The organism is Chryseobacterium gleum, assembly GCF_900636535.1.
GTDB lineage: Bacteria > Bacteroidota > Bacteroidia > Flavobacteriales > Weeksellaceae > Chryseobacterium > Chryseobacterium gleum.
This window is the reverse complement of sequence record NZ_LR134289.1, coordinates 1907583-1932246: the sequence shown is the minus strand read 5'-3', so window position 1 is coordinate 1932246 and position 24664 is coordinate 1907583. Positions and strand designations below refer to the sequence as shown.

Annotated in this window: 21 protein-coding genes; 14 read left to right on the top strand and 7 right to left on the bottom strand. The window is 37.7% G+C overall.

What is annotated here, in order from left to right:
- Positions 1–152: 152 nt before the first annotated feature.
- Entirely contained in the window at positions 153–1538 is a 1386-nt protein-coding gene (gene mnmE, locus EL165_RS08885; RefSeq protein WP_002977735.1) for a tRNA uridine-5-carboxymethylaminomethyl(34) synthesis GTPase MnmE, read from the bottom strand.
- Positions 1539–1933: 395 nt separating this feature from the next.
- Here mnmE and EL165_RS08880 point away from each other — a divergent pair, with 395 nt between their 5' ends.
- On the top strand, positions 1934–2986 hold the full coding sequence (locus EL165_RS08880) for a hypothetical protein (RefSeq protein ID WP_002977737.1): 1053 nt from the start codon (positions 1934–1936) through the stop codon (positions 2984–2986).
- Between the two features lie 16 nt (positions 2987–3002).
- Positions 3003–3518, top strand: a complete 516-nt coding sequence (locus EL165_RS08875) for a hypothetical protein (RefSeq protein ID WP_041461660.1) — start codon at positions 3003–3005, stop codon at positions 3516–3518.
- A 71-nt stretch (positions 3519–3589) separates the two neighbouring features.
- Here the strand turns inward: EL165_RS08875 and EL165_RS08870 are convergent, their stop codons facing one another.
- On the bottom strand, positions 3590–4060 hold the full coding sequence (locus EL165_RS08870; protein WP_002977741.1) for an Lrp/AsnC family transcriptional regulator: 471 nt from the start codon (positions 4058–4060) through the stop codon (positions 3590–3592).
- Positions 4061–4202: 142 nt separating this feature from the next.
- Here EL165_RS08870 and EL165_RS08865 point away from each other — a divergent pair, with 142 nt between their 5' ends.
- The 4 genes from EL165_RS08865 to EL165_RS08850 all read left to right on the top strand — a co-directional run bounded on the left by EL165_RS08865 (position 4203) and on the right by EL165_RS08850 (position 9933).
- Positions 4203–5591: an MFS transporter gene (locus EL165_RS08865; protein WP_002977743.1), complete on the top strand. Its 1389-nt coding sequence runs from the start codon at positions 4203–4205 to the stop codon at positions 5589–5591.
- Between the two features lie 222 nt (positions 5592–5813).
- A complete protein-coding gene (locus tag EL165_RS08860; protein ID WP_198418468.1) occupies positions 5814–6590 on the top strand; it encodes a metallophosphoesterase in 777 nt (258 codons plus the stop codon).
- Positions 6591–6802: 212 nt separating this feature from the next.
- Positions 6803–7354, top strand: coding sequence for a DUF2652 domain-containing protein (locus EL165_RS08855; RefSeq protein ID WP_002977749.1), 552 nt, complete (start codon positions 6803–6805; stop codon positions 7352–7354).
- Between the two features lie 392 nt (positions 7355–7746).
- Positions 7747–9933, top strand: a complete 2187-nt coding sequence (locus EL165_RS08850; protein ID WP_002977751.1) for an outer membrane beta-barrel protein — start codon at positions 7747–7749, stop codon at positions 9931–9933.
- A gap of 437 nt (positions 9934–10370) precedes the next feature.
- Here the strand turns inward: EL165_RS08850 and EL165_RS08845 are convergent, their stop codons facing one another.
- The 5 genes from EL165_RS08845 to EL165_RS08825 form a co-directional block, all read right to left on the bottom strand.
- A complete protein-coding gene (locus EL165_RS08845) occupies positions 10371–12581 on the bottom strand; it encodes a glycoside hydrolase family 3 C-terminal domain-containing protein (RefSeq protein ID WP_429826703.1) in 2211 nt (736 codons plus the stop codon).
- A gap of 492 nt (positions 12582–13073) precedes the next feature.
- Positions 13074–13883 carry a methionine ABC transporter substrate-binding lipoprotein MetQ gene (gene metQ, locus EL165_RS08840; protein ID WP_002977757.1) on the bottom strand — a complete coding sequence of 270 codons (810 nt, stop codon included), beginning with the start codon at positions 13881–13883 and terminating at the stop codon, positions 13074–13076.
- A 73-nt stretch (positions 13884–13956) separates the two neighbouring features.
- Positions 13957–14613 carry a methionine ABC transporter permease MetI gene (metI, locus tag EL165_RS08835; RefSeq protein WP_002977759.1) on the bottom strand — a complete coding sequence of 219 codons (657 nt, stop codon included), beginning with the start codon at positions 14611–14613 and terminating at the stop codon, positions 13957–13959.
- Positions 14606–15634: a methionine ABC transporter ATP-binding protein gene (locus EL165_RS08830; protein WP_002977761.1), complete on the bottom strand. Its 1029-nt coding sequence runs from the start codon at positions 15632–15634 to the stop codon at positions 14606–14608. Before EL165_RS08830 ends, metI begins: the two co-directional genes overlap by 8 nt.
- 18 nt (positions 15635–15652) lie before the next feature.
- The gene (locus EL165_RS08825) at positions 15653–16651 is read right to left on the bottom strand and encodes an EamA family transporter (protein WP_002977762.1); all 999 of its coding nucleotides are present in this window, start codon (positions 16649–16651) and stop codon (positions 15653–15655) included.
- Positions 16652–17209: 558 nt separating this feature from the next.
- On the opposite strand from EL165_RS08825, the gene EL165_RS08820 reads away from it, so the two are divergent.
- From EL165_RS08820 to EL165_RS08785, 8 genes are all read left to right on the top strand, one after another.
- Positions 17210–18142, top strand: coding sequence for a ring-cleaving dioxygenase (locus EL165_RS08820; RefSeq protein WP_041461662.1), 933 nt, complete (start codon positions 17210–17212; stop codon positions 18140–18142).
- A 59-nt stretch (positions 18143–18201) separates the two neighbouring features.
- The gene (locus EL165_RS08815) at positions 18202–18498 is read left to right on the top strand and encodes a GNAT family N-acetyltransferase (protein WP_002977764.1); all 297 of its coding nucleotides are present in this window, start codon (positions 18202–18204) and stop codon (positions 18496–18498) included.
- Between the two features lie 147 nt (positions 18499–18645).
- A complete protein-coding gene (locus EL165_RS08810) occupies positions 18646–19599 on the top strand; it encodes a VOC family protein (RefSeq protein ID WP_002977765.1) in 954 nt (317 codons plus the stop codon).
- Positions 19600–19604: 5 nt separating this feature from the next.
- Positions 19605–20225, top strand: a complete 621-nt coding sequence (locus EL165_RS08805) for an alpha/beta hydrolase (RefSeq protein WP_002977766.1) — start codon at positions 19605–19607, stop codon at positions 20223–20225.
- 268 nt (positions 20226–20493) lie between these two features.
- Complete coding sequence (locus tag EL165_RS08800; RefSeq protein ID WP_002977767.1) at positions 20494–22104, top strand: Na+/H+ antiporter; 1611 nt, start codon at positions 20494–20496, stop codon at positions 22102–22104.
- Between the two features lie 269 nt (positions 22105–22373).
- Complete coding sequence (locus tag EL165_RS08795) at positions 22374–22685, top strand: hypothetical protein (protein WP_002977768.1); 312 nt, start codon at positions 22374–22376, stop codon at positions 22683–22685.
- Between the two features lie 10 nt (positions 22686–22695).
- The gene (locus tag EL165_RS08790) at positions 22696–23280 is read left to right on the top strand and encodes a Crp/Fnr family transcriptional regulator (protein WP_002977769.1); all 585 of its coding nucleotides are present in this window, start codon (positions 22696–22698) and stop codon (positions 23278–23280) included.
- Positions 23281–23595: 315 nt separating this feature from the next.
- Entirely contained in the window at positions 23596–24489 is an 894-nt protein-coding gene (locus EL165_RS08785; RefSeq protein ID WP_002977770.1) for a pirin family protein, read from the top strand.
- Positions 24490–24664 lie beyond the last annotated feature (175 nt).

Genomic DNA, 24664 nt, shown 5'->3' with positions numbered 1-24664 from the left:
AAAGTCTCCTGACTTGAGGAAAAAATAAAAATTTCCTTAACAACAATTCTCCAAAATCAGAAAACTTCACGGGGAAACTCCAATAAACAAAAAAACAGCCTTAAAAAGACTGTTTTATATTTGAATTCAAGATTTTTAAAAGATGATCGAATTTATTTCCCGATACAAAACTTAGAAAAAATATTCCCTAACACTTCATCATTAGTCACTTCACCGGAAATTTCTCCAAGATGTTCCAGGGCATTTCTAAGCTCATAGGCCAATAGTTCTGTAGAGATCTGGAATGAAATGGCTTCCTTCACTTTATGAACGGCATGCAGAGACTTTCTTAAGGCTTCAAAGTGGCGCTGGTTGGTGATTACCACGTTATTTTCTTCAGATTTTAAATGCTCAACATATGATGAAAGTTCATTCTTGAGATCCTGGATATTTTGGTTTTCAACCGCGGAAATTTTAATGAAATCAAACTCATGGGAAATGGCATTCCTGAAAATGTCTTCCACTGTTTCGTATTTGGCAGGCATCACTTCATCAATTTTTGTAGCGCAGATAATCAGTTTCAGATCTTCTCTCACTAAGGACTGAATCATTTCAATATCCTCGGAAAAATCTTCCGTAGCAGCATCAGCAAGATATACAAGAATGTTGGCGTTTTCTACCTTTTCTTTAGCCTTTTTTACCCCGATTGCTTCAATTTCATCCACCGTTTCACGAAGTCCTGCCGTATCAATCAATCTGAACGCATGCCCTTTAATATGAAGAACTTCCTCAATGGTATCTCTTGTAGTTCCTGCAATATTGCTTACAATCGCCCTTTCTTCCTTCAAAAGCGAATTCAGTAGAGTAGACTTTCCGGCATTGGGTTTTCCGATGATGGCAACAGCAGTTCCGTTTTTAATGGCATTTCCGTATTGGAAGCTTTCAATCAGTGAATTTAATTTGACTTCAATTTTATCCAGTAATCCGCTTAAGGCACTTCTGTCAGCAAACTCCACATCTTCTTCAGCAAAATCAAGTTCCAGCTCAATTAAAGAAACGAAATTTAAAAGATCAGTTCTTAATATAGAAATCTCATTGGTAATTCCTCCCTTCAATTGATTGATGGCAACTTTTCTCGAAGCCTCATTTTCAGAGGCGATGACATCAGCAATCGCTTCTGCCTGGGAAAGGTCAATTCTTCCGTTAATAAAGGCACGAAGAGTAAATTCTCCCGCTTTAGCCATTCTTGCTCCGTTTTTGATCAGGGTTTCAAGAATACGTTTTCCGATATGCGGCGAGCCGTGAAAAGCAATTTCCACAGAATTTTCAGTGGTGAAACTTTTCGGGGCCAGGAAAATAGAGAGCATTACTTCATCAATAGCTTCTTCCTCATCCATAAAATAACCGTAATGGATGGTATGGGATTTTTGCTTTGCCAGGTTTTTAGCCGGAAAACTTTTCTGAACTACAGATAAAGCTTCATTTCCTGAAACTCTGATGATGCCTAAGGCACCTATTCCATTGGCCGTAGCCAAAGCACATATCGTATCGTTATTCATGGTGCAAATTTACGGTTTTTAATATGAATTTTCGTGGAGGTCTGTTATTCAGATTATCTATTGTTTTATTCAGGCTTAAACAGGGAGAGTTGGAAAGTTGCTTGTTGTTTTTTTTGAATTAAACTGCGTCTTCACAGGATGAAAAATCAAAATTTTAGAATTAAATAATGCTGTTAAGGATCAGGCTTTTTAATGTTTGTAATCTATTGCTGGATAGTAGGTCAGGTTGTTTTGAATAAAGTGGGAAATGGAGGTTAAAGTCAACCAATTTATGATACGTAAAAAATTAAACACGTGTTTGGTATGTTAATTGTTTCTTAATGCGCCAATGATGTTGAGAATTGAAATATTGTTCAAATAATCGGTAATAATTCGTTAAAATATTATAAATGTACATGAATAAATTATTTTTTTTAAATATTAATGAAAAATTGATTTTTTTATTAATGCTTGCTTTCAATGCTTTAGCCTATGCTCAATGCATTCCTTACACAGGGCAGACAATGACAAGCGGAAATACCTATTGTCTTAACGGAAATCTTACTGTAAATACCAATATCAGTATCCCGAACGGTGCAACACTTATCATACAATCCGGACAGCTGCAGTCTAACAGTATTCAGGTAGATGGAATCTTGGAAATCACTGGCGGAACAAGTGTGAAGTCTACGGGAACGGTGAAAGTAGGGACTTTCGGGTCTCAGAAAAATTCAAAAATCAAATTAGGAACCAAATCTTTCCTGTCTCTTGTAGGATCAGTGATTCAGGAAGATCCTACCTTCGGAGGCTTTTATCCGGGAACCACTTCAGTGATCGAAATGGGAACAAGCAGCGTGGTGGAGATTTGCGGAACATTTACCCAGCAGTCTACTACTTATCCTTCCGTTGAATATGTAGGTGCTCCTGCCGGCAAAGCGTATTGCATTGCAAAAGCAGATGTAAGTGGTGGCGGAGGTGCTTCCATCATCAGTGATGACAGTCAGATTGTAACCATTGCCATGGGATCTGTGATAGGATTAGGAATGGGGAATTCAAGCTTCTGCGGACCGAATGCAACAAAGGCGATGTGCCCTTCTCTTTGGCCTGAAGGATTATCAGAAGATAAAACAAGTTGTGGAAATGCTCCGGTGATTATTGATGATATTGACGGATTCTGTACAAAGTCCGGAATTACCGGTACACCGGATGGATATACCAGATTCGGAATTACTGTACAGCAGAAAAATAATTCCTGGCCGGAAAACATTCCTAATGGATTTTTAGCGATGGAATCAAAAAATAAAGGATTTGTCATCACCAGAGTTCAGCATGTAAGCCAGACTCCACAGCCCGGAGATGCCATCGCAGAACCGAAAGAAGGAATGCTTTTATATGACATTCAGGATAAATGTGTAAAGCTTTACAATGGGACAGAATGGAAATGCATCCAGAAAAGCTGTAATGATTAATCTAAACGATAACAAAATGAAGAATATAAAAAACATAAGTATAGCGGTTGCTCTGGTAGCCTTTAATTCATTTTTTGCCCAGGTTGCTATCGGTAAACAAACCGTGGACGGGAATAGTACCGTATTAGATTTTGATAACGTGCCTGGGAATACCAAAGGTTTGATTCTTCCGGCTACATCAGGTTTTCCGACCGGGAATCTGGCCAATGGAACATTGATCTTTGATCTTACGGATAACAAAGTGAAGGTATACGAAAATGATACCTGGAAATCTTTGTCAGATGCCGGAAATTCAGGCCAGGTAACCCTTAATAATTCTGCAGAATCACGAAAAGGAGTGATTATAGGAAAGGCTGAAAGCACTGCAGATGGGGTATTGGTATTGGAATCAGAGAATAAAGCAATGGTACTGCCGAAAATAGAAGCTCCGCATCTCAACGTAAAAAATCCTTATCCGGGAATGATGTGCTATGATACAGCCAGTAAAACGCTTGCAGTATTCGACGGTTCAGTCTGGAATTACTGGAAATAGCAATAGAATAATTCTGATGGAAGATAACAAAAGCAGCTGTGTGAAAATATACAGCTGCTTTTTCTTTTGGCTTAAACAATCTGGGCACTTTCCTTGATGCTGTTCATCACAAAAATACTTTTGGTCTGGCCGATACCTTCAATCTCTGATAATTTGTTCACAAAAAACTCATGGAATTCATCCATGTTGGGAGCCAGGATCTTGAGCATAAAATCAAAATCTCCGCTGATGTTGTAAAATTCTACCACCTCTTTAAGTCTGCCAACTTCCTCAATAAATTTTCCTGCTGTTTTTTTATTGTGAACATTTAAGGCAATCATACAGATCACCATCATTCCTTTATCGACCTTTTTACGGTCTACCACAGCGGTATATTCTTTAATGATTCCCTGTTTTTCCATACGCTTGATACGCTCATGCGTAGGCGTGGGACTCAGGTTGATTCTTGCAGAAATATCACGGACACTCATCTTGGCGTCTTTCTGAAGCAGACGAAGAATCGACAGGTCTTTTTCGTCGGGAATATAATTTTCAGTTGCCATTTTGTTCTGTTTATATAGTTTTTTTTAAACGCATCAGATGTTTTGTTCTTTTAGATGGATTAAATAATTAATATTGTTCCAAATGTAAGCTTAAATTTTTAAATACGTTCTGTTAATTTTAATTTTGCAGGAAATTTGAAACATGGGTACAAAGAAGAATATTATATTAATTTTAGCATCGGTAGGAACATTTGTGGAGGCTTTGGATATTGCCATTATTAATTTAACTATTCCTTCTATTCAACAGCAGTTTCAAATTGGAGCCGAGACTGTACAATGGCTTCAGACATTGTATGTATTGTTCTTCGGAGGCTTCCTGATCATCGGAGGAAAACTTTCAGACCAGATCGGAAGAAAAAAAATGTTTTTACTCGGGGCTTTGATTTTCATGCTTACTTCATTAGGGGCAGGATTGTCGCAAAATTTTGAAGTACTGGCTGTTTTCCGTGCTTTGCAGGGGCTTGGAGCTGCTTTAGTAATGCCATCAGCATTATCTATCGTGACCAATACCTTCAGGGAAGAGCAGGAAAGAAACCGGGCGATCGGGATCTTCAGTTCATTTGCTGCCATCGGTTCCGGCAGTGGTCTTTCGGTAGGAGGAATTATCAGTACTTACCTGAGCTGGCACTGGGTTTTCCTCATAAACGTTCCTATCCTTTTAATTACACTGGTATTATCATACTATTATCTTCCGGCAGATGAAAAAAATGAAACAGCTCAGAAAACAGATATGGTGTCCGGAATATTGATGGTGCTGGGTCTTTTAAGCCTGACCTATGGAACACACGAATTGATTCACATTAAAGAACAGCCTTTTCTGGTAACAGGCGCTTTGGTTGTAGCGTTAATGCTTCTTACTGTGGTATATTACCGATTGAAGTCTGTGGCTGAACCTTTAGTTGATTTGAAATTATTTAAACACAGATCTTTGGTCGTTTCCAATGCTGCATTCTTTACCCTGGGAGCATTTTTTATCGGATTTTTATTCCTTATTTCACTGATGCTTCAGAAAGATATGGGATACAGTGCTGCTTCAGCGGGATTAATGCTTGTTCCGTTCAGTATCATTTCCGCTTTAACGGCAAAATTTATTCTGCCTCATGTCTCAAAACGTCTGGGCTCGTCCCAAATGGGTGTTCTAGGATGGTTGTTTATGCTGATGGGAGGCCTGTTATTGCTGATCTCTGTTTACACCGGACATCCGCTTGCACTTGTTTTATTCGGGGCCGCTTGTATTTCCGGGGTTGGAATGACGTTCTGCTTTACCGCGCTTTCCGTAATGGGAATCCAGGATGTTGAACCTTCTCATTACGGACTGGCATCAAGTCTGAGCTCTACAAGTTACTTTCTGGGTGCGGGGATAGGGTTATCATTCATGACTTTGATGGGCCAGATTTTTCCATCGGAATTTTCAGTGGGAAGCCTTAACCTGATAATATTGATTGGTTATGCTCTTTTAGCGCTCGGGATGCTATTTTACTTTATTTTGAAAAGTTTAAAAATAAAGCAGGCAGAAGTAGCTGTTTCATAAGCGACTTAAAAATACACAAACTATATGAAGAAAGAATCGATGCTTAGGTGTTGGTTCTTTTTTTGTGAAAAGGCAAAAAAGTAAAATGGCTAAATAGCAGAATTGTAAAATGGTAAAACCGCAGAATGGCAAAATGGCAAAATTTATCTGTGTGCCTTTTATGTCTCTCTGTCTTTTTACTCTTTTACCTTTTTGCTGTTTTATCCTTAATCTCTTTACTTTATTCATTATATTTGTCTCATACTATACATCAGGAAAATACAGGTTATCAGCGATCTTCACAGGGAATTTGGAAGTACGGAATTATGTTTTGATCATTCGGATATTGTTGTGCTGGCAGGAGATGTGAATCTCGGAACCAAAGGAATCGAATGGATTAAAGATGCAATTCCCAACAAACCTGTCATCTATATTTTGGGTAATCATGAATACTATAAAGGTTCATATCCGAAAACACTTAATAAAATAAGAGAATCAGCTCAGGGCTCCAATGTTCATGTGCTTGAAAATTCATTTGTAGATATTGACGGAATTCGTTTTCACGGGGCAACCTTATGGACAGATTTTTCAATCTTTGGGAATCCTGTTGAGTACGGAATGATCTGTCAGTCTAAAATGAATGATTATAAAATGATCAGGAGAGATCCATCCTATTCGAAGATCAGAACACTGGATATCTTTAAAATTCATCAGTTTTCAAGGCAATGGCTGATAGAAAGTCTTGAAAATTCAAAAGGAGAAAAAAATATAGTTGTTACTCATCATGCTCCCAGTATCAAATCGGTTCCTGAACATTACAAAGAAGATCCGGTTACATCAGCTTATGTCTCCGATCTGGAAGATTTAATCAAAAAATATCATCCTTTGTACTGGATTCATGGACATATTCATACTCCATGCAGGTATAAGATTGATGAGACTGAAGTAGTTTGCAATCCACATGGCTATATCGATGAGAAATACAACGGCTATGAAAAGGAATTGATTATTGTTGTTTAAGAGCAAAGCAAATATTTCTGGAGGTTTTTTTGTGAAAAGGCAAAAAAGTAAAATGGCAAAACCGCTAAATAGCAAAATTTACCTGTCTGTTTTTCCATGTCTTTCTATCTTTTGCCCTTTTGCTGTTTTACCCTTTTGCCTTAAAAATGATAAAGTAAAATTAAATCTGTTTCGTCTGTACTGATGAAACAGGTTTTTAATCCATTATCATTATGAAGACAAATATACAAGAGGGGATCATTCTTATTCCGGATTTCAGCGGATTTACAGAATTTGTGTTCAATACAAAATTGTATACAGGCGAGTATATTGTACGCCAGTTATTGTCTACACTGATTGATGTCAATGATCAGTACTTTGAAATTTCCGAGATTGAAGGAGATGCCATTTTATTTTACCGTTATGATAAAAATCCGTCTTATCACAGTATTTCAAGAATGCTGTGGAAGATGAGAGCTGCCTTTAACAGGAAAATTGAGGAGCTGAGTAAAAGTTTAAGTATTACCATTGACCTCGCTCTTAAATTTATTGTTCATTATGGATCTTTTTCACAATATAATATCGGAAGCTTCAGAAAACTATATGGAAAAACAATTGTTGAAGCTCATCAGCTTTTAAAAAATGGAGTGGCAGAGCAGCCTTCTTATGCGCTTTTCAGTAATTCCTTTCTGGAAAACAGTAAGAATCAGGAATCTGATTTTAATAAGGATCCGTTCCGGCTGCCTGAAGTAGGGGTAATCCATTATTTTGAAAATTTAAACTAGCGTATATCTTTTTAATATCATTCCTTGTAAATTTGCTATTGCTAGCAGCCCGGGTGAGATCCGGGCTTTTTGATGGGCAGGTCTTCCGGAAATATATTAATCAGGAACTATTTTCGTATGTTGCTGTAAAATATTCATGTATTGATGAGTAAATTTTAAATTTTTTAATTGAAAATTTAAATTATATATAAAATGCTTTTTTAAGAATATTTATTATGGAAGTAGTTTGCATTGTGTTGCTTTATTGAAAAATATGCATTATTTTCTGCTTTATGTTTAAAATTGACACTGGTATCTTGCTGTAAATTAGGTATTTATTTTAATTTTTTTTTCTCTTTTGATGTAACAAATTTATGTTCATAGTGGTCTTATAGAAAAAACTATAATTTCACATGAAAATAATCTTATTTCCAATAGCAGTATTAACAGGTTCATTAGCAATGGCCCAGCAGGCTCAGACACCGGCTGCAAATGATACTGTAAAAGGAAATGCAAAAGAAATAGAAGCTGTTACTCTGGTTGCCAGAAAGCCGACAGTAGAATCTAAAGTAGACAGAACTGTATTTAATGTAGCTAATAGTGCAATTCTGGCAGGAAATACAACTTGGGATGTTCTTAGAATGACTCCTTTGATAAGCATTGATAATAATGATGAGGTAAAAGCGGAGGGACAACTGGTTACGGTTTACATTAATGACAGGAAATCTGTTTTTACAGGAAAAGAATTAAAGGAATATCTTAAAACCATTCCGGCTGATAATCTTATGAAAATTGAAGTGATTACCAGCCCTTCTTCCCGTTATGAAACTTCCGGATCCGTTATCAATATTGTTCTTAAAAAAAGGGATGATGAAGGAGTGAAAGGAAGCATCTCCCTGAACAACAGACAAAGTACCAAAAATTCACAATACACGAATTTCAACCTGAACTATCATAAGAAAAAGTTTACACAAACCTTCATAGGAAGTTACAATAGCGGAAATTATGTACAGAAAACCCAGACCTGGGATAACCGGTATGAAGGAAATAAGCTTACCCAGTTCAATCTTGAAAATCTCATGCGAAATGAAAGCCCGTCTCTTTCTTCCACTTCAGAGTTTGAAATCAATGAAAAGAATAACTTCGGTCTTGTCCTGGAATATTCACAAAATCGGAATTTAGTTTCAGCAGAATCGGATGGGATGACTTCAAAAGATGGAGATCCCGGGGAATCTTTCCACCAGAGTCAAAACAACTGGGGATTCAGCCGTAATCTGGGGACTAATGCTTTCTATAAATATTATGACAAAGAGAAGAACAGAATTTTAGATATTAATTTAGGAACCAATTATTCCAGTGATAACAGTGATAATTTAATTGATAAGCAAATTGATAAACAGGGTGTGATAAAAGATCAGCAGCTGGGAGTGGTCAGTTCAAATCAGATGCGTAATTATTATCTGAAAGTTGATTATACACAGCCTTTTGGTAAAACAGGAGGAACAATGGAAGTGGGAGGTAAAACGGAACTCAACAACCATGTCATTCCCAATACGCTCTATGGTTTCAGTATCAATGATCCGGCATCAGAATTTTTTAATCTGTCCAAAAATGACAGGTTCCATTATGAAGATCATCTGAGCTCTTTGTATGCTAACTACAGTAAGACATTTTTCAAAAAACTGGAAACCAGGATTGGAATCCGTTATGAATATATTGATTACAAAATACGACAGGATGTAGCTGGTACAGAAAGAAAAGATTCTTATGGTACCTTTTTACCTAACCTGTTGCTGAAATATAGTTTTTCAGAGAAATTTGACCTGAGCCTTACCTATAACCGAAGCATCTGGAGACCGTGGTATTCCGAGTTTAATCCCTTTCTGGTGCCTGAAATTAACGGAACTTATTCCAGAGGAAATCTTTATCTGAATCCGAATCCTAATGACCGGCTTTATCTGAAATTCGGAATTTTGAAAAAGTATTTTATTTCCGCAAGGTATATGCATACCAATCAGGATTACTGGACAACTTATGTGACAGAAAACGGCAGAACGGTTTCATTACCCGGAAACTTTGACGGAAAGGTTGAAAAATATTATCTTTTTGCCAATACCAATCAGAATTTCCTGAAAAATAAGCTGAACGTAAATGCCGGGTTTGGATGGTACTATATCAATAACAAAGATTTCAATGAAAAAAATAAGTTGGGAGCTAAGGATTATATCAGCTATTGGGGGGCTTCTGCTAATATCTCCTATACTAATCTGTTCAATAAAAATATTAATGTAAGCGCCTGGATGGAGCTTGCCAATCAGAATAACGGAAATTCTTACGCAAACAACACCAATGTTTTCCATAATATTTCAGTCACCAAAATATTTCCGAAAACACAGATGGAACTTAGCATGCAGCTGATGAATATCTTTAAAAGACCTTATGGAGATAACACAACCTATAGTCCTGACGGAACCTTCAGAGAGTATTCAAAATGGGACTGGTACGGTGTTTCGCTTACTTTTGTAAAACGTTTCGGGAACCAGAAGGTAAAAGAAAATACCAAAACAGATGTTGAGAAAAACGATGGTGGCGGAAAATAATTAAAGATTGTTAGATAAAATGAAGGCAGTTTCCAATTGGAATCTGCTTTTTATTTTGGATTGGAAGCAGGAAGTGAAAAGATTCATCTTTATTATTTGTTTTAAAAAATCTGTGAAATCTCTGTGATCTGTGGGAAAAATTTTTAACGCAAAGTTTTATTAAGTTTCTTATTATTTTAAGGCAGCAAAGTTTTGAATCAATCAAATTGATTCTTTCTAAGCGTAAATACAATCAGAATCCTTCGTAAGCAACTTTGTTGCTTTCTTAGCTCCCTTAAAAATATTACTTTTTTATTTAAAACTTTGCGTTAAAAACCTTCGTAAATCTGGCAGCTTTCAAGAAATCTGGAAAAATAAAAAAAAACAGATCCCGATCTGGAATCTGTTTACATTCTATCAAATAATTATCAAACAGAGTTTAATACTCTTAACGCTTTTTATTTAAGGGTAAATTTTACTTTCGTTTTAATCGCATCGGAAGAATTTCCAATCAGTGCTTCAAAGTCTCCCGGCTCAGCAACCCAATCGTGTTTTTGAGGATCAAAATAACTTAAAGCCGTTTTATCAATCGTGAAAGTAACTTCTTTTTGCTCTCCCGGATTCAGATATACTTTTTCAAAGCCTTTCAGTTCTTTTGCCGGACGCGGAACAGATGATTTTAAATCACTGATGTAAAGCTGGGCAACTTCAGCACCTGCTTTTTTACCCGTATTTTTAACTGTTACAGTAAAGGTAATTTTACCATCCTGTGATATTGTGGTCTGATCTGCTTTTGCTTTCCCGAATTCAAAAGTGGTATAGCTCAAACCATGCCCGAAGCTGAACAGAGGTTTTATATTTTTAGTGTCATGCCAGCGGTAACCTACAAAAATGCTTTCATTGTAAGTGATGTTGATAGGATTTTTCTGGTCTTTACCTTTTCCTGCTGCCAATTCATCCTTTTGACCCGGATATTCTCCAAGCTGATGTGCTGAATTGTCTTCAAGTTTTACAGGGAAGGTAAACGGAAGTTTTCCTGACGGATTGGCATCTCCGGCTAAGATTGCTGCAATAGAATTTCCAGCCTCAGAACCCAGATACCACGCCTGTACAACAGTAGGAACTTCTTTAATCCATGGCATGGCCACCGCATTTCCTGATACCAAAACTACAGCAAGATTTTTATTGGCTTTTGCCAGAGCAGAGATGATCTGATCCTGGTTGTAAGGCAACCCATAGCTTTTTCTGTCATTTCCTTCACTGTCCTGGAAATCTGCCTTATTAAGGCCGCCTACAAAAATCACATAATCTGATTTTTTGGCCAGTTCTACAGCTTCATTCAGTAACTCTGCTTCAGAACGGGTATCTTTTAAATCCTGTCCGGATTTTACCCCATTATATTCTCCTCCGATATCACCTACATACCCTCTGGCATACTGTACATCAGCCTGCTTTCCAAATCTGGTTTTGATTCCGTCCAAAGGCAGCGTCTCATATTTTACTTTTAATGAAGAGGAACCACCACCAACAGTCATTATTTTAATGGCATTTTCTCCGATAACTGCGATCTTTTTAGCCTTATTAAGATCAACAGGAAGAACATTTCCCTGATTTTTTAATAAAACGATTCCTTCTTCACCAATTTCTTTGGCAACCGCTTTATGCGCTTCGGAAGCAATATTTCCGAATGGTTTATTACGGTTCATGGTAGTTTTATAGGCAAGACGTAGTAATCTCGTTACCTTATCATCAAGCTCTTTTGTGCCAACTTTTCCTGCTTTAATTAAATCAAGATAGGGCTTTGCCAGATAATAATTGTCATAGGCATTTTTCGTTCCTGCAGAAAGCCCGTTTGTCCATGATCCGAATTCAAGGTCAAGACCATTATGAATAGCCTGTTCCGTATTGTTTACAGCACCCCAGTCAGATACCACAACGCCCTTGTAATTCCATTCTTTCTTTAAAATATCATTTAAAAGATATTGATTCTGGCTGGCATACTGGCCTTTGTACATATCATAAGCTCCCATGATCGTCCATGAATCTCCCTCTGTTACAGCAGCTTTGAATGCAGGAAGGTAAATCTCATAGAGCGCTCTGTCATCCACATTCACATTACTGGTATGACGGAACATTTCCTGGTTGTTCAGGGCAAAATGTTTTACAGAAGTTGCCACACCATTAGACTGTACCCCTTTGATATAAGGAACCACCATCTTTGAAGTCAGATAAGGATCTTCCCCCATATATTCGAAATTTCTTCCGTTCAGCGGAGTTCTGTAAATATTGACTCCGGGGCCGAGAAGAATATCTTTCTTTCTGTATCGTGCTTCTTCACCCAGCGCTTTCCCGTAGTTCCATGCCATTTTTTTATTCCATGTTGCGGATAAAGCAGTCAGGGCAGGGTAGGCGATAATGGAGTCATTGGTCCATCCGGCCTGGTCCCATTCATCCCACATCACTTCAGGACGAACTCCATGTGGGCCATCCGTAGTCCAGAATTCAGGAATTCCTAATCTTGGAACACCCGGTGAGCTGAATTTTGACTGTGCATGAAGCATAGCCACTTTTTCTTCCAGCGTCATTCTTGATAATGCATCCTGAATACGCTGTTCTACAGGTTTGGATTCATCTAAATAAACGGGAATTGAGTTATTGGTCTGAGCCATATAAGATGCAGAAATAAAGGTGAGTAAACTTATAATGACGGTTTTCTTTAACATAATGCCTTTCAGTTTGATTAAAAACAAAAGTAAAGAAAATTTTTATTATCTCAAATTGAGAAAATAAAAAATAATGAATAAAAAAACTGCCTGCTTATTTACAGACAGCTCATTATGAAATATTTTTAATGATAAAGAAAAAAATTGAAAAGAAGTTGTAGGACAGATATAAAAGTGAAAAGGGTAAAAATCGAAATTGCAAAATGGTAAAGGGCAAATGAAGTTACTCTTTTATTTTCACTCAATGCCTTGAACCCTGCAATACTCCTAATATAGTGCCTGGATTCCTACGGAATGGACAAGATGGACATATAGATAAAGCGTGCAGTTTGTTCATTCCGAAAGAGTCTACACTCAAACCCTCTTACTCTCCAACCCGCATCCACTCTCATAACTCTAATACTCTAAAACTCTCCCACACTTAAACCCTCCAACTCATCAATCCCATCCTTTCACAGCACCACCTTTGAAAATTTCCTTAGCTTTCTTTTCCACTTCAGGAGACTCATAGGCTTTCACAAAGTTTTTTACTTTCTGGCTGTTTTTATTATCAGGTCTCGCTACAACCACATTTACATAAGGTGAATCTTTATCTTCAACAAGAACTCCTTGTTTTTCCTGATCTAAACCTGCCTGAGCCGCAAAATTATTATTGATTACCCCTACCACAACATCTCTGTCATCCAGAACCCTTGGAATCTGTGCGCCTTCAATTTCCATAATTTTCAGCTGTTTCGGATTTTCTGTAATATCAGTTACTTTTGGAAGAAGTCCGACTCCTGCTTTTAATTTCAACAATCCGTTTTTCTGCAACAGAAGCAAAGAACGTCCTCCGTTGGTAGGATCATTTGGAATAACAATCGTACTGCCGTCCTGCAGTTCACTGATATTTTTAATCTTTTTTGAATAAGCCACAATCGGATATACAAATGTATTTCCTACCGGTACAAGGTTGTAGCCTCTCTGTTTGGATTGTTCCGTTAAGTAAGGAATATGCTGGAAGGCATTGGCATCAATATCTCCGTTAGTCAGTGCTTCATTGGGAACCACATAATCATTGAAGGGAATAAGTTCCACCTCCAGATTGTATCTATCTTTAGCTACTTTTTTCGCCACTTCAGCAATTTCCTGTTCAGGACCATAAGTGATCCCGACACGGATGAAATTCGGGTCGTCCTTTCTTCCAGAACAAGCACTGAACAGTAATATCCCTGCAGCTACTAAACTAAAAATTTTTATTCTTTTCATTCTATTTTTTATTTAAATTAGGGTAAAAGATAAATGAAATTACTTTCAAACCCTCAAACCCTCTCACTCAAAATTACCTGTGATCAAACCTTTTTGACAATCTGTCGCCCATAAACTGGATAATGAAAACCAAAAGAACCAGCAGAATCAAAACTGTATTCATAATAACAATATCATATCCGATATATCCATACTGGTAGCCCACCTGGCCAAGTCCTCCGGCTCCAACAGCACCTCCCATTGCGGAGTAACCTACAAGGGTAATCAAAGTGATGGTTGCATTGTTGATTAATGAAGGAAGTGCTTCAGGAAGCAAAACTTTTCTGATAATCTGTAGCGGCGAAGCTCCCAATGCTCTCGCAGTCTCTATAAGTCCATGAGGAACCTCAATAAGGCTGTTCTCTACAAGTCTCGCAATAAAAGGTGCTGCTCCCACACTCAGAGGAACCAAAGCGGCATTCACTCCGATAGAAGTTCCTGCTAAAACTCTGGTAAAAGGGATCATCCATACGATCAGAATAATAAAAGGAATCGCACGGAAGATATTAACGATAATAGAAAGTCCTCTATGATAAAAAGTATTTTCCAGCAGCTGGCCTTTTCTGGTTAAAAACAACAGGATTCCTACCGGAAGTCCCAGCACAAAACCGAAAAAGCCGGATAAAAATGTCATGTAAACCGTTTCCCAGGTTCCTTTTGCCAAAAGGGCAATTACCGCGTCACTAAGCATATCCTTTTACTGTATTTTGAATTTTATTTTGATTGAAATAATAGATCGCCTGTTGGTTTTCCTCCGTACCACCCTGAAGCTGCAGCAGAAGTTTACCGAAGTTGGAATCTCCGAAGTATTCCACATCAGCTTTTAAAAGTTTATAAGGGATTTTATATTGGTTGTATAGTGTTGAAAGAATTTGTTCAACACTGACGTTTTCGTTAAGTTCTATTTCTATCAGCGGAAACAAACCGTCTTTCGGTTCTTTCTGAAGTCTGCTGATGAGTTCCTGTGGCAGGGTCATGATGTCTGAATTTATAAATTGGCGGATGATCGGGTTTTCTCTGTCCGAAATAATCTCGCTTAATGTACCTTTTGTTAATAATTTTCCTTTGTCGATCACAGCAACGTGGTTACATACCGATTTGATCACTTCCATTTCGTGGGTAATTAGAAGAACCGTAATTCCCAGCCTCTGATTGATGTCTCTTAAAAGCTGAAGAATAGACTGTGTTGTAGCGGGATCCAGTGCGCTGGTGGCTTCGTCACAAAGAAGAAGATAAGGATCATTGGCCAGGGCCCTTGCAATAGCTACCCTTTGTTTTTGTCCTCCGGATAGGCTTTTGGGATAATCGTTGGCTTTATCCTCCAGTCCTACAATCTTCAGTAATTCGTTAACTTTTCTGTTGATCTGATCTTTGCTGGTGTGATCCAGCTCCAGAGGAAGTGCCACATTATCAAAAACAGTTCTTGAAGAAAGAAGATTGAAATGCTGGAAAATCATTCCTATTTTTTTGCGCTCCTCAGCCAGCTGTTTCGAGTTGAGTGCAGTAAAATCTTTTCCGTTAATAATAATCTGTCCCTCATCCGGTCTTTCCAATAGATTCACTGTACGGATCAGGGTACTTTTTCCTGCCCCTGAAAATCCTATAATTCCTACAATATCTCCTTTCTCTATGGTAAGACTCACCTTGTCCAGTGCTTTAAAAGACTGTTTTTTCTGGTGAAATGTTTTTGATATATTTCTGATTTCTATCATTCTGATTTTATATACTGTTTAAATAGGCTGATAAGGTCTGCCTGTTCTGTTTAAAAATCTCCTAATTCTTCTGATTTTGACCTTCGACCGTTTTGAAAGTTTGAAATACTTGGTCACATTCGTTAAAAGTACTCCAAGCAATATGACAAATAAACCATACAGCTGACCTCCATTGATGCTTTGGTGGGCAATAATCCAGCCTGCAATCACTGTTACAATAGGATTGATATAGGTATGGGTGCTCACCAAAGCAGCGGGTTTTACGGACAGAAGCCAAATGTACGACAAATAAGCGACTATCGATCCAAAGAAGATCAAAAATAGCACTCCGGACCATGCAGATAACGGAACCGCAGAAACCGAAAAACCAGTCCATTCTTTTCTGAAAAAAGCAATTAAAAAAGAAGCCAGTCCCGCTATTATAAGCTGTTGCGCAATATTCATAAAGGTTGATTGTGACGCCGGATTTTTCTTCGAATATAAAGAGCCCAGCACCCATGCGATAGAACTTAATCCCAACACCACAAATGCCGTAATGCGAAGATTTCCATCAACCGCTGCATGGGCTTCATTAGCATGTACGCTGCCTTTTAAAAAGAGTACCAGACCCACAAATCCGATGACCAGTCCGATCGGAATAAATTTATCTGAAAAATAATACTTCCAGTTTTTTCTGTCGATGGCAATAAACCAGAACGGCCCGGTTGCAATAGAAATTGCGGCCTCGGAAGCCGTTACATATTGTTCTCCCCAGGCTACAAGGCCGGTTCCTCCGGTAAGGATGAGAATTCCGGTAATGGCATTTTTTTTCCAGTTAATGATGGAATTTGCTTTTTCTCCTTTAGAAAGAAGATATCCGATCATCAGAATTCCCGCCACCAGAAATCTTAATCCCGAAAGAATAAATGGAGGAAAACCTTTCAAGCCAAATGAAATAGCTAAAAACGTAATTCCCCAAATCACATAGATGTTTGTAAACGCCAATGGAATCAACCATTTGTTTTTAGAATTGCTCATTTTTATGTTTTTAATGTTGTTGTGTTCAATAAAAAAGGCCCTACAACGTGGTAGGGCCTTTACAAAATATGTCTAAATAAAAGTAAGGTCAACCACAGTATTCCTGATTTACAGGCATACAGATATGCTTCATCATTTTTTTGATGGTATGTTTCTTCATTGCATTATTTTTTAATTCTGCCTTCATTTTATTTTATTTCATGAATACGGTTGCAAATATATAATATAATTTTTATTAGTCCACTAAAAAAGTAGACAATTTAGGTATTAATTTATTGTTAACAGTTTAATTTATTTAAAATCAAATTGTTATGTATTTTATTTTTTATTGTTTAAAAATGCTTTATGTAGTTTTTTCTGATAGTTAACCGAAATTTTACTGAAATTATATAGCCATTGATGTTGTGGAAAATATAAAATAAATAGGGATTTTTGGGAATTGTGCAAATCTTATTCTGGACTTATATATTTTGAAGGAAAAGAAGAAATTGCATTTATTAAACTAGTTAAATGCACAGGATTTCTGTTCACTGTAATTTAGCATCAAAATTAAAAGACATGGACAATAGAATATTAGGTCTGCACCATATTACAGCAATAGCAGACAATGCGAAAAGAAATTTAGATTTTTATACAAAAGTTTTAGGCGTAAGACTGGTAAAGAAAACCGTAAATTTCGATGATCCGGGAACCTATCATTTCTATTTCGGAAATGAAAACGGAACTCCGGGAACCATCCTTACTTTTTTTCCATGGGAAGGAATTGGTAAAGGAACCAACGGAAGCGGAATGGCTACCCACATCGGTTATTCTGTGCCGAAAGGAAGTCTTGAATTCTGGAAAAGCCGTTTGCAGGATTTTAATGTCAATGTAGAAGAAGGCGAAATATTTGGTGAAAAGATGATCTCTTTTACGGATCCGGACGGACTTCAGTTACAGTTTATAGAACCTTCAGGTGATGACAACAGAAAAGTATGGACAACTGATGATATTAAGAACGAAAATGCATTGAAAGGATTTCATAATGTTACTTTAACCCTAAAAAAAGCAGATCCTACAATCAAAGTTCTGACCGATATTTTAGGATATGATCTGAAAAAACAGGAGGGGGAAAGATACAGATTTGCAACCGATGCCATTGATACCGCTAATCTGGTAGATATTATTGAAAACGATAGCATTCCTGCGGGAAGAAATGCTGCAGGAACCAATCACCATATTGCATTCAGAGTAAAAGATGATAATGTTCTGATGGAATACCGCGAAAAAGCTTTATCTGCAGGATTGAGCATCACTCCGAAAATCAACAGGGATTATTTCTATTCACTGTATTTCCGTGAACCGGGCGGTGTTTTATTTGAAATCGCTACTGATAATCCGGGATTCACAGTGGATGAACCTTTGAATGAACTGGGAACCAATCTGAAACTTCCTGTACAATACGAGGGAATACGCGAGAAAATAGAAGGAGTGCTTCCGAAATTATCATAGATCATCGGCAGGCTCTGATAAAGATGCTAATTTTGAATTAAGAATTAAAAATAAACAAAATGGAAAGAACAGAAATCGTGTTAGAAGGAAGAAAAGGAGAAATTCAGCTTTTCTCAGACGAACATAAAGCAGGTAAAATGGATATTTCAGTCATTGGAAAAAAACTGACTGTTTACCATACGGAAGTGAATCCGGAATATGAAGGAAAAGGCTTTGCCAAAATTTTACTGGAGAGACTGGTATCTTATGCTAGAGAAAATGATTTGAAGATTATGCCGTTGTGTCCGTATGTTCACGCTCAGTTCAAACGCCATCCGGAAGAATATAATGATGTCTGGCTGAAGGAAGAGCTCTAATGAGTTTGAGAGTCGGGTTTCGGGATACGAGTTTATAAATTCGAGTTTGAGAGTGAGAGGGTAAGAGGGTTTGAGCGTTTCGATCTTATTAACCCAACCCCCGAATCTCGAATCCCATCATAATAACCAATTAACAATTTTATCACTATGAACCTTATCACAGGACTGCATCACGTTACGGCAATTACCGGTAATGCACAGGAAAATATAGATTTTTATACCGGAGTTTTAGGACTTCGTTTAGTTAAAAAAACAGTCAATTTCGATTACTCGGATGTCTATCATTTTTATTTTGGTGACGAATACGGCACACCGGGAACAATTATGACCACTTTTCCGTATGGTAAAGATCTGATCAATGGAAGGCATGGTAAAGGCATGCTTAATACCACAGCTTTTTCCGTTTCCATAGATGCTCTGGATTATTGGATGAACCGTCTGGAGCAGTTTAATATTCCTTTTAAGCAGCCACAGCAAAGATTTTCAGATGAAGTTTTTATTTATCTTGAAGATTTTGACGGGCTGGGACTGGAATTGGTTTTTAATGATAAGGACGAAAGAAAAGGATATTACAATGGTTATATTCCTAAAGATTATGCAATCAAGGGAATCCATCATGTAGAAATCTGGCATGACGCCTATGAAAGAACAGCTGCTCTGCTTACGACACAGATGGACCATAAAGTAATCAAAGAAAGTCCTGACAGACTGAGACTGGGAACAGAAAATCTGCCGGGAAAATATGTAGATCTGCTTTCTACGCCTAATGCCTTGAAAGGATTGGCAGGAAGAGGAACCGTTCACCATGTGGCTTTTGCTACTCCGGATGCGGCATCTCAGCTTGAAATGGTAAAGAGATTAAATGCATACGGACTGGAACATACCGAAGTGAAAGACAGAAAATATTTTACCTCTGTCTATTTTAAAGAGCCGGGCGGTGTATTGTTTGAAATTGCCACTTCAGGTCCAGGATTCGATGTAGATGAGGAAGCTGCATTTTTAGGAGAAGATCTGCAATTGCCTCTACAGTTTGAAAAAAGAAGAGAGCGTCTTACAGAAGTTCTTCCTGTAATCAATTACCCAACAGAAAAATTCAGATAGAAATAATGAGTCATATTTTAAATATAAAAACAGCAGGAATACCTTTGAATCAGGCAGAAAAAGCTTTGATCATGATTCACGGACGTGGAGGAAGTGCTCAGGATATCTTAAGTTTATCCCAGCATTTGAATGTGAAAGATTATGCACTGCTTGCGCCACAAGCTTTGAATCATACGTGGTATCCCTATTCATTTATGGTACCGACAGAACAAAATGAGCCCTGGCTTTCATCAGCCATGGAAATGGTGGCAGAAACAGTAAAAGCAGCGGTGGATGCAGGAATTAAACCAGAAAATATATACTTTTTTGGGTTTTCACAGGGAGCCTGTCTTACTCTTGAGTTTCTGGCCCGTAACGCTCAGAAATTCGGTGGTGCAGCTGCTATTATTGGAGGAGTGATAGGAGATAAAATCAATCGCGAAAATTATAAAGGTGACTTTGCCGGAACTCCTGTTTTCCTGGGAACCAGCAACCCTGATTTTCACGTTCCTGTAGAAAGAGTATATGCTACCGCAAATATTTTAAGAGAAATGAATGCAGAGGTAACCGAAAAAGTATATGCCAACTTCGGGCATTCCATTAATCAAGAAGAGATTGAGTTGTCCAACGCGATTATTTTTAATTAAGTACTTTACCTTTGAATTATTGGTAATTTTTGATCCTCTAAGTGTTTAATGAAGTGAAGATTCCTATGGAATGATAAAGTATGCGCATTATCTATCCGCTCATATTGTCATTCCATATGAATCTAACCCAATGTATAAATTAGCATTCAATAGCGGTGGGCTTTAGCCCGCCAAACAAAAAAACAAAAAATCACTGGCTTTAGCCAAAACCTAAATTATCCAAACATGAGAACTAACTTCTAACCTCTAATTTCTAACTTCTAAAAACATGCACGAACAGTTACTTTTAATACTGGGACTTTTATTGCTGGTAATGTTGCTGGTAATGCTGGCGCAACGGATTAAAATTGCTTATCCTATTTTTCTGGTGCTGGCCGGATTAGGGATCAGTATGATTCCCGGCGTACCCATTTTAAAACTGGATCCGGATATTATATTTTTAATTTTCCTGCCGCCTCTTTTGTATGAAGCGGCCTGGTATACCTCGTGGAATGATTTCTGGAAGTGGAAACGCACCATCAGCCTGCTGGCGTTTGGTCTTGTATTTCTGACTTCCCTGGTGGTTGCCTATACTTCACAGATGCTGATTCCGGGTTTCACCTTGGCATTAGGGTTTTTATTGGGCGGAATTGTTTCGCCGCCGGATGCAGTTGCTGCCACTACCGTTTTAAAAGGACTGAAGGTTCCCAAGCGTACCATCGCCATACTGGAAGGGGAAAGCCTGATTAATGATGCTTCATCATTGATTGTTTTCAGGTTTGCGCTGGCTGCTGTCATGACAGGTGCTTTTTCTATGCATGAAGCAACAGGACAGTTTTTTCTGGTAGCAGGAATGGGAGTCGTGGTAGGAATTGCGGGTGCCCATGTTTTCTATGCCATCCACCGTTTTCTACCTACAACACCGGCGATTGACGCTGCTGTTACAGTGATTACTCCTTATATTCTGTTTCTTTCTGCAGAGCATTTTCATTTTTCAGGAGTAATGGCTGTGGTGAGTGGAGGACTGTTTATGTCTTTCCGTGCGCACGAAATTTTCAAAACAGGAACCACAAGAATCAATATGACGGGAGTCTGGAATACACTGATCTTCGTCATGAACGCTTTGGTTTTTGTATTGATAGGGCTTGAACTTCCGGATATTATTAATGGACTGGGTGAAACCTCATTAATGGAAGGAATAAAATATGGTTTAATCATAAGCCTGATTGTTATTGCAGTACGTTTGTTGTGGATTTATCCCGTGGCGCATCTTCCAAGATGGTTCAGTGAAAAGGTACGTCGTGATCCAAGTCCGGGATGGAAAAATCCTTTAATTATAGGATGGGCAGGGATGAGAGGAGTGGTTTCCCTGGCTACAGCACTCTCAATTCCGGTCATGATGAACAGTCAGGAAGAATTTCCCATGAGAAACCTGATTATTTTCATCACGTTTGTTGTCATTTTTGTAACCCTGGTGTTTCAGGGATTGACATTACCTCTGATTATTAAACTGACCAAAATCAAGGAGATAGATCCTATTCTTCCTTCTCACGAGCAACAGGCAGGAATTCAGATCAGGTTGGATAAGCTGGCCGCAGATCAGCTTGACAAAAAGTATACTGAATTGCTAAACAGTAATAACATGCTTATCAATCTTAAAAAGACACTGGAAAATGATATTAAAGTCCACCAGAATCATTTAAGCTCCATTGAGATGTGTACCAACAGGCAGAATGATATGGCAGAGTACCATAAAGTAATGCTGGATATATTTGCACTGCAGAGAAAAGAATTGTTTAAAATGAAACGTGAAAAACTCTTCAGTGATGATGAAATAAGAAAAGCAGAATCACAGCTGGATCTGAATGAGCTGAAGATTACGGGAAACAGACATTTGTAGAACGAAGTACGGGATTCCGGGATTTGAGTTAGAGAGTTAGAGGGTTTGAGAGTTACTAGGGGTGGAGGCAGGTTTCGAGGTTGGTTATTGAGTGGGAGCATTTAGAAGTCAAAGTGTTTAGATTTCTACTGAATGGACAAACTAAGCGCTTTATTTATCCAGACACTAGGCCATTCTGAAGGAATCTAAATCGTCATTTTACCTTTTATGTAAACAATATAAACTTTAAACCCTGAACTTTAAACTTTGAATTTTAAACCTTAAAGAAAATGAAAACATTACATTTTTTAGTGATTGGAAAGAATCAGGAGATTCTTGATACGTTAAAAAGAATTATAGAGAATAATGAAGGTTGGACAGCAGAAATACAAAGTGATGAAAATTTCTGCTATGACTATATAAAAAATAATACGGTTGATATTGTCCTTTTAAGCTCAGGCTTAGAAGATGATTTTGAGAAAGATATAAAAGTTTTTTGTGCCGGTTTGGATAAAGATGTGAAAGTAATTGATCATTATGGAGGAGGAAGTGGACTTTTAAAGAACGAAGTTTACAGTCTTTTTCCTAATTTGCAGGGGTAAACTCTGCATTATGTTTGAAAATATCATCAAAAATATTACCCGTTTCATTTCTATTACTCCGGAAGAAGAGAAAGTTTTTACAGATCTGCTGGTTTGTCAGTCGTTTCCCAAGAAAACAGTTTTGTTGAGGGAAGGTGAGGTCTGCCAGTTTGAAGGGTATATTCAGAAAGGATGTTTGCGAATGTATTGTCTGGATGATGATGGCACGGAAGTGACTCTTCTGTTTGCTATTGAAGACTGGTGGATCAGTGATATTGCATCATTTCAGGAACAGAAGCCTTCTAAGGTTTTTATCGAAACGCTGGAAGATTCGGAAATCTATATGCTGAATCCGGCAACAAAAGAAAAATTACTGCAGGAAGTTCCAAAATTTGAAAGAGTCTTCAGAATGTTGGTTCAAAGAAATCTTGCCACCCTTCAGGGCAGGTTGGTAGACACTATTTCCAAAACCGCATCAGACAGATATCTTGAATTTATCAAACTATATCCTTCCATCCCGCAAAGAGTAGCACAATATTATATCGCTTCTTATCTTGGGGTTTCAAAAGAATTTGTAAGCACCATCAGAAAACGTCTTGCTTCAAAAGAAAAGTAAGCTTCATGTCTTAAACTCTCTGCTTAGTTTTGTTAATTCAAAGATCAACAGTAATAAAACAGTGAGATTCCTACGGAATGACACAATTGAAACAATGGCTTTACCCACACAATTTGTCATTCAGTAGGAATCTAGACAAAGTCATCCTTTAGGACTTAAGAGCAAAAAGACTCTTACTTTTCCAAAAAAACAGCAATCCACTATAGTTACAATGCCGAATACAAAAATATCCGGCATTTTTTTTTGCTTTAAAGTCATTTATTAAACTAGTTAAATGTGCAGGGTTTCTGATCTCTCTAAATTTGTACTATTAAAATGAACAAACAATCTGATATGGACAGAAAAGATTTTTTAAAGAAAGGATTATTGGGAACAGGAATGTTTGTGGCATCAGCCTCTCTGGCAAGTGCTATGAAAAATGACATAGATGAGATCGAACCATTAGAACCGATCGGATATAATCATCTTCCCAATACAGAATCAAAAATAAAAGAAAACTCTGTAATCCACAGAGCTGACACAAGAGGAAAGGCCGATCACGGATGGCTGTTGAGCAACCATACTTTCAGTTTTGCCAATTATTACAATCCTGAAAGAATGCACTTCGGAGTCCTGCGGGTTTTGAATGACGATAAAGTGGAAGCAGGAAGAGGTTTCGGAACGCATCCTCACGATAATATGGAGATCATCAGTATTCCTTTGGAAGGCGATCTTGAGCATAAAGACAGCATGGGAAATACAGCCGTAATCAGAAGCGGAGATATCCAGGTGATGAGTGCAGGAACCGGAATCATGCATAGTGAGTTCAATAAAAACAGCGATAAGCTTGTAAAATTTCTTCAGATCTGGATTTACCCCAAAAAAAGAAATGTGACACCGAGATATGACCAGATCACTTTAGACAAAACGAAAGGTCAAAATCAGTTTCAACAGATCCTTTCTCCCAATGCAGATGATGAAGGCGTATGGATTCATCAGGATGCATGGTTTCATCTGGGAACTTTTGATCAGAATAAAGAAACCGGTTATCAGATCAGAAAAAAAGGAAATGGAGTGTATGTTTTCATCTTGAAAGGAAGTGCGGAAATAGGCGGAGAGACTTTGGAAGAACGAGATGGATTCGGAGTATGGGATATCCAGAATCTCAATATCAAAGCCCTTAAAGAAGGTACGGAAATTCTTCTGATGGAAGTACCGATGACACTTTAAGGTTACTAAAAGTCTTTTTAATGGCCAACGCCATTTTAAAATAAGAAATAATGAACCTGGTTTCATTACATTGTTGATCCGGCCTCCTTTTTAAGGAGGCTTTTCTTTTGTAAGTTTTTGATTGTTGCGAATTTTCATCAAGAGCTTTTTCTTAAAATGTATTGTTAAATCTAAA

Coding starts and splice junctions, on each gene's coding strand:
- mnmE (WP_002977735.1), bottom strand. CDS start 1,538: ATGAATAACGATACGATATGTGCTTTGGCTACGGCCAATGGAATAGGT.
- EL165_RS08880 (WP_002977737.1), top strand. CDS start 1,934: ATGAATAAATTATTTTTTTTAAATATTAATGAAAAATTGATTTTTTTA.
- EL165_RS08875 (WP_041461660.1), top strand. CDS start 3,003: ATGAAGAATATAAAAAACATAAGTATAGCGGTTGCTCTGGTAGCCTTT.
- EL165_RS08870 (WP_002977741.1), bottom strand. CDS start 4,060: ATGGCAACTGAAAATTATATTCCCGACGAAAAAGACCTGTCGATTCTT.
- EL165_RS08865 (WP_002977743.1), top strand. CDS start 4,203: ATGGGTACAAAGAAGAATATTATATTAATTTTAGCATCGGTAGGAACA.
- EL165_RS08855 (WP_002977749.1), top strand. CDS start 6,803: ATGAAGACAAATATACAAGAGGGGATCATTCTTATTCCGGATTTCAGC.
- EL165_RS08850 (WP_002977751.1), top strand. CDS start 7,747: ATGAAAATAATCTTATTTCCAATAGCAGTATTAACAGGTTCATTAGCA.
- EL165_RS08845 (WP_429826703.1), bottom strand. CDS start 12,581: ATGGCTCAGACCAATAACTCAATTCCCGTTTATTTAGATGAATCCAAA.
- metQ (WP_002977757.1), bottom strand. CDS start 13,883: ATGAAAAGAATAAAAATTTTTAGTTTAGTAGCTGCAGGGATATTACTG.
- metI (WP_002977759.1), bottom strand. CDS start 14,613: ATGCTTAGTGACGCGGTAATTGCCCTTTTGGCAAAAGGAACCTGGGAA.
- EL165_RS08830 (WP_002977761.1), bottom strand. CDS start 15,634: ATGATAGAAATCAGAAATATATCAAAAACATTTCACCAGAAAAAACAG.
- EL165_RS08825 (WP_002977762.1), bottom strand. CDS start 16,651: ATGAGCAATTCTAAAAACAAATGGTTGATTCCATTGGCGTTTACAAAC.
- EL165_RS08820 (WP_041461662.1), top strand. CDS start 17,210: ATGGACAATAGAATATTAGGTCTGCACCATATTACAGCAATAGCAGAC.
- EL165_RS08815 (WP_002977764.1), top strand. CDS start 18,202: ATGGAAAGAACAGAAATCGTGTTAGAAGGAAGAAAAGGAGAAATTCAG.
- EL165_RS08810 (WP_002977765.1), top strand. CDS start 18,646: ATGAACCTTATCACAGGACTGCATCACGTTACGGCAATTACCGGTAAT.
- EL165_RS08805 (WP_002977766.1), top strand. CDS start 19,605: ATGAGTCATATTTTAAATATAAAAACAGCAGGAATACCTTTGAATCAG.
- EL165_RS08800 (WP_002977767.1), top strand. CDS start 20,494: ATGCACGAACAGTTACTTTTAATACTGGGACTTTTATTGCTGGTAATG.
- EL165_RS08795 (WP_002977768.1), top strand. CDS start 22,374: ATGAAAACATTACATTTTTTAGTGATTGGAAAGAATCAGGAGATTCTT.
- EL165_RS08790 (WP_002977769.1), top strand. CDS start 22,696: ATGTTTGAAAATATCATCAAAAATATTACCCGTTTCATTTCTATTACT.
- EL165_RS08785 (WP_002977770.1), top strand. CDS start 23,596: ATGAACAAACAATCTGATATGGACAGAAAAGATTTTTTAAAGAAAGGA.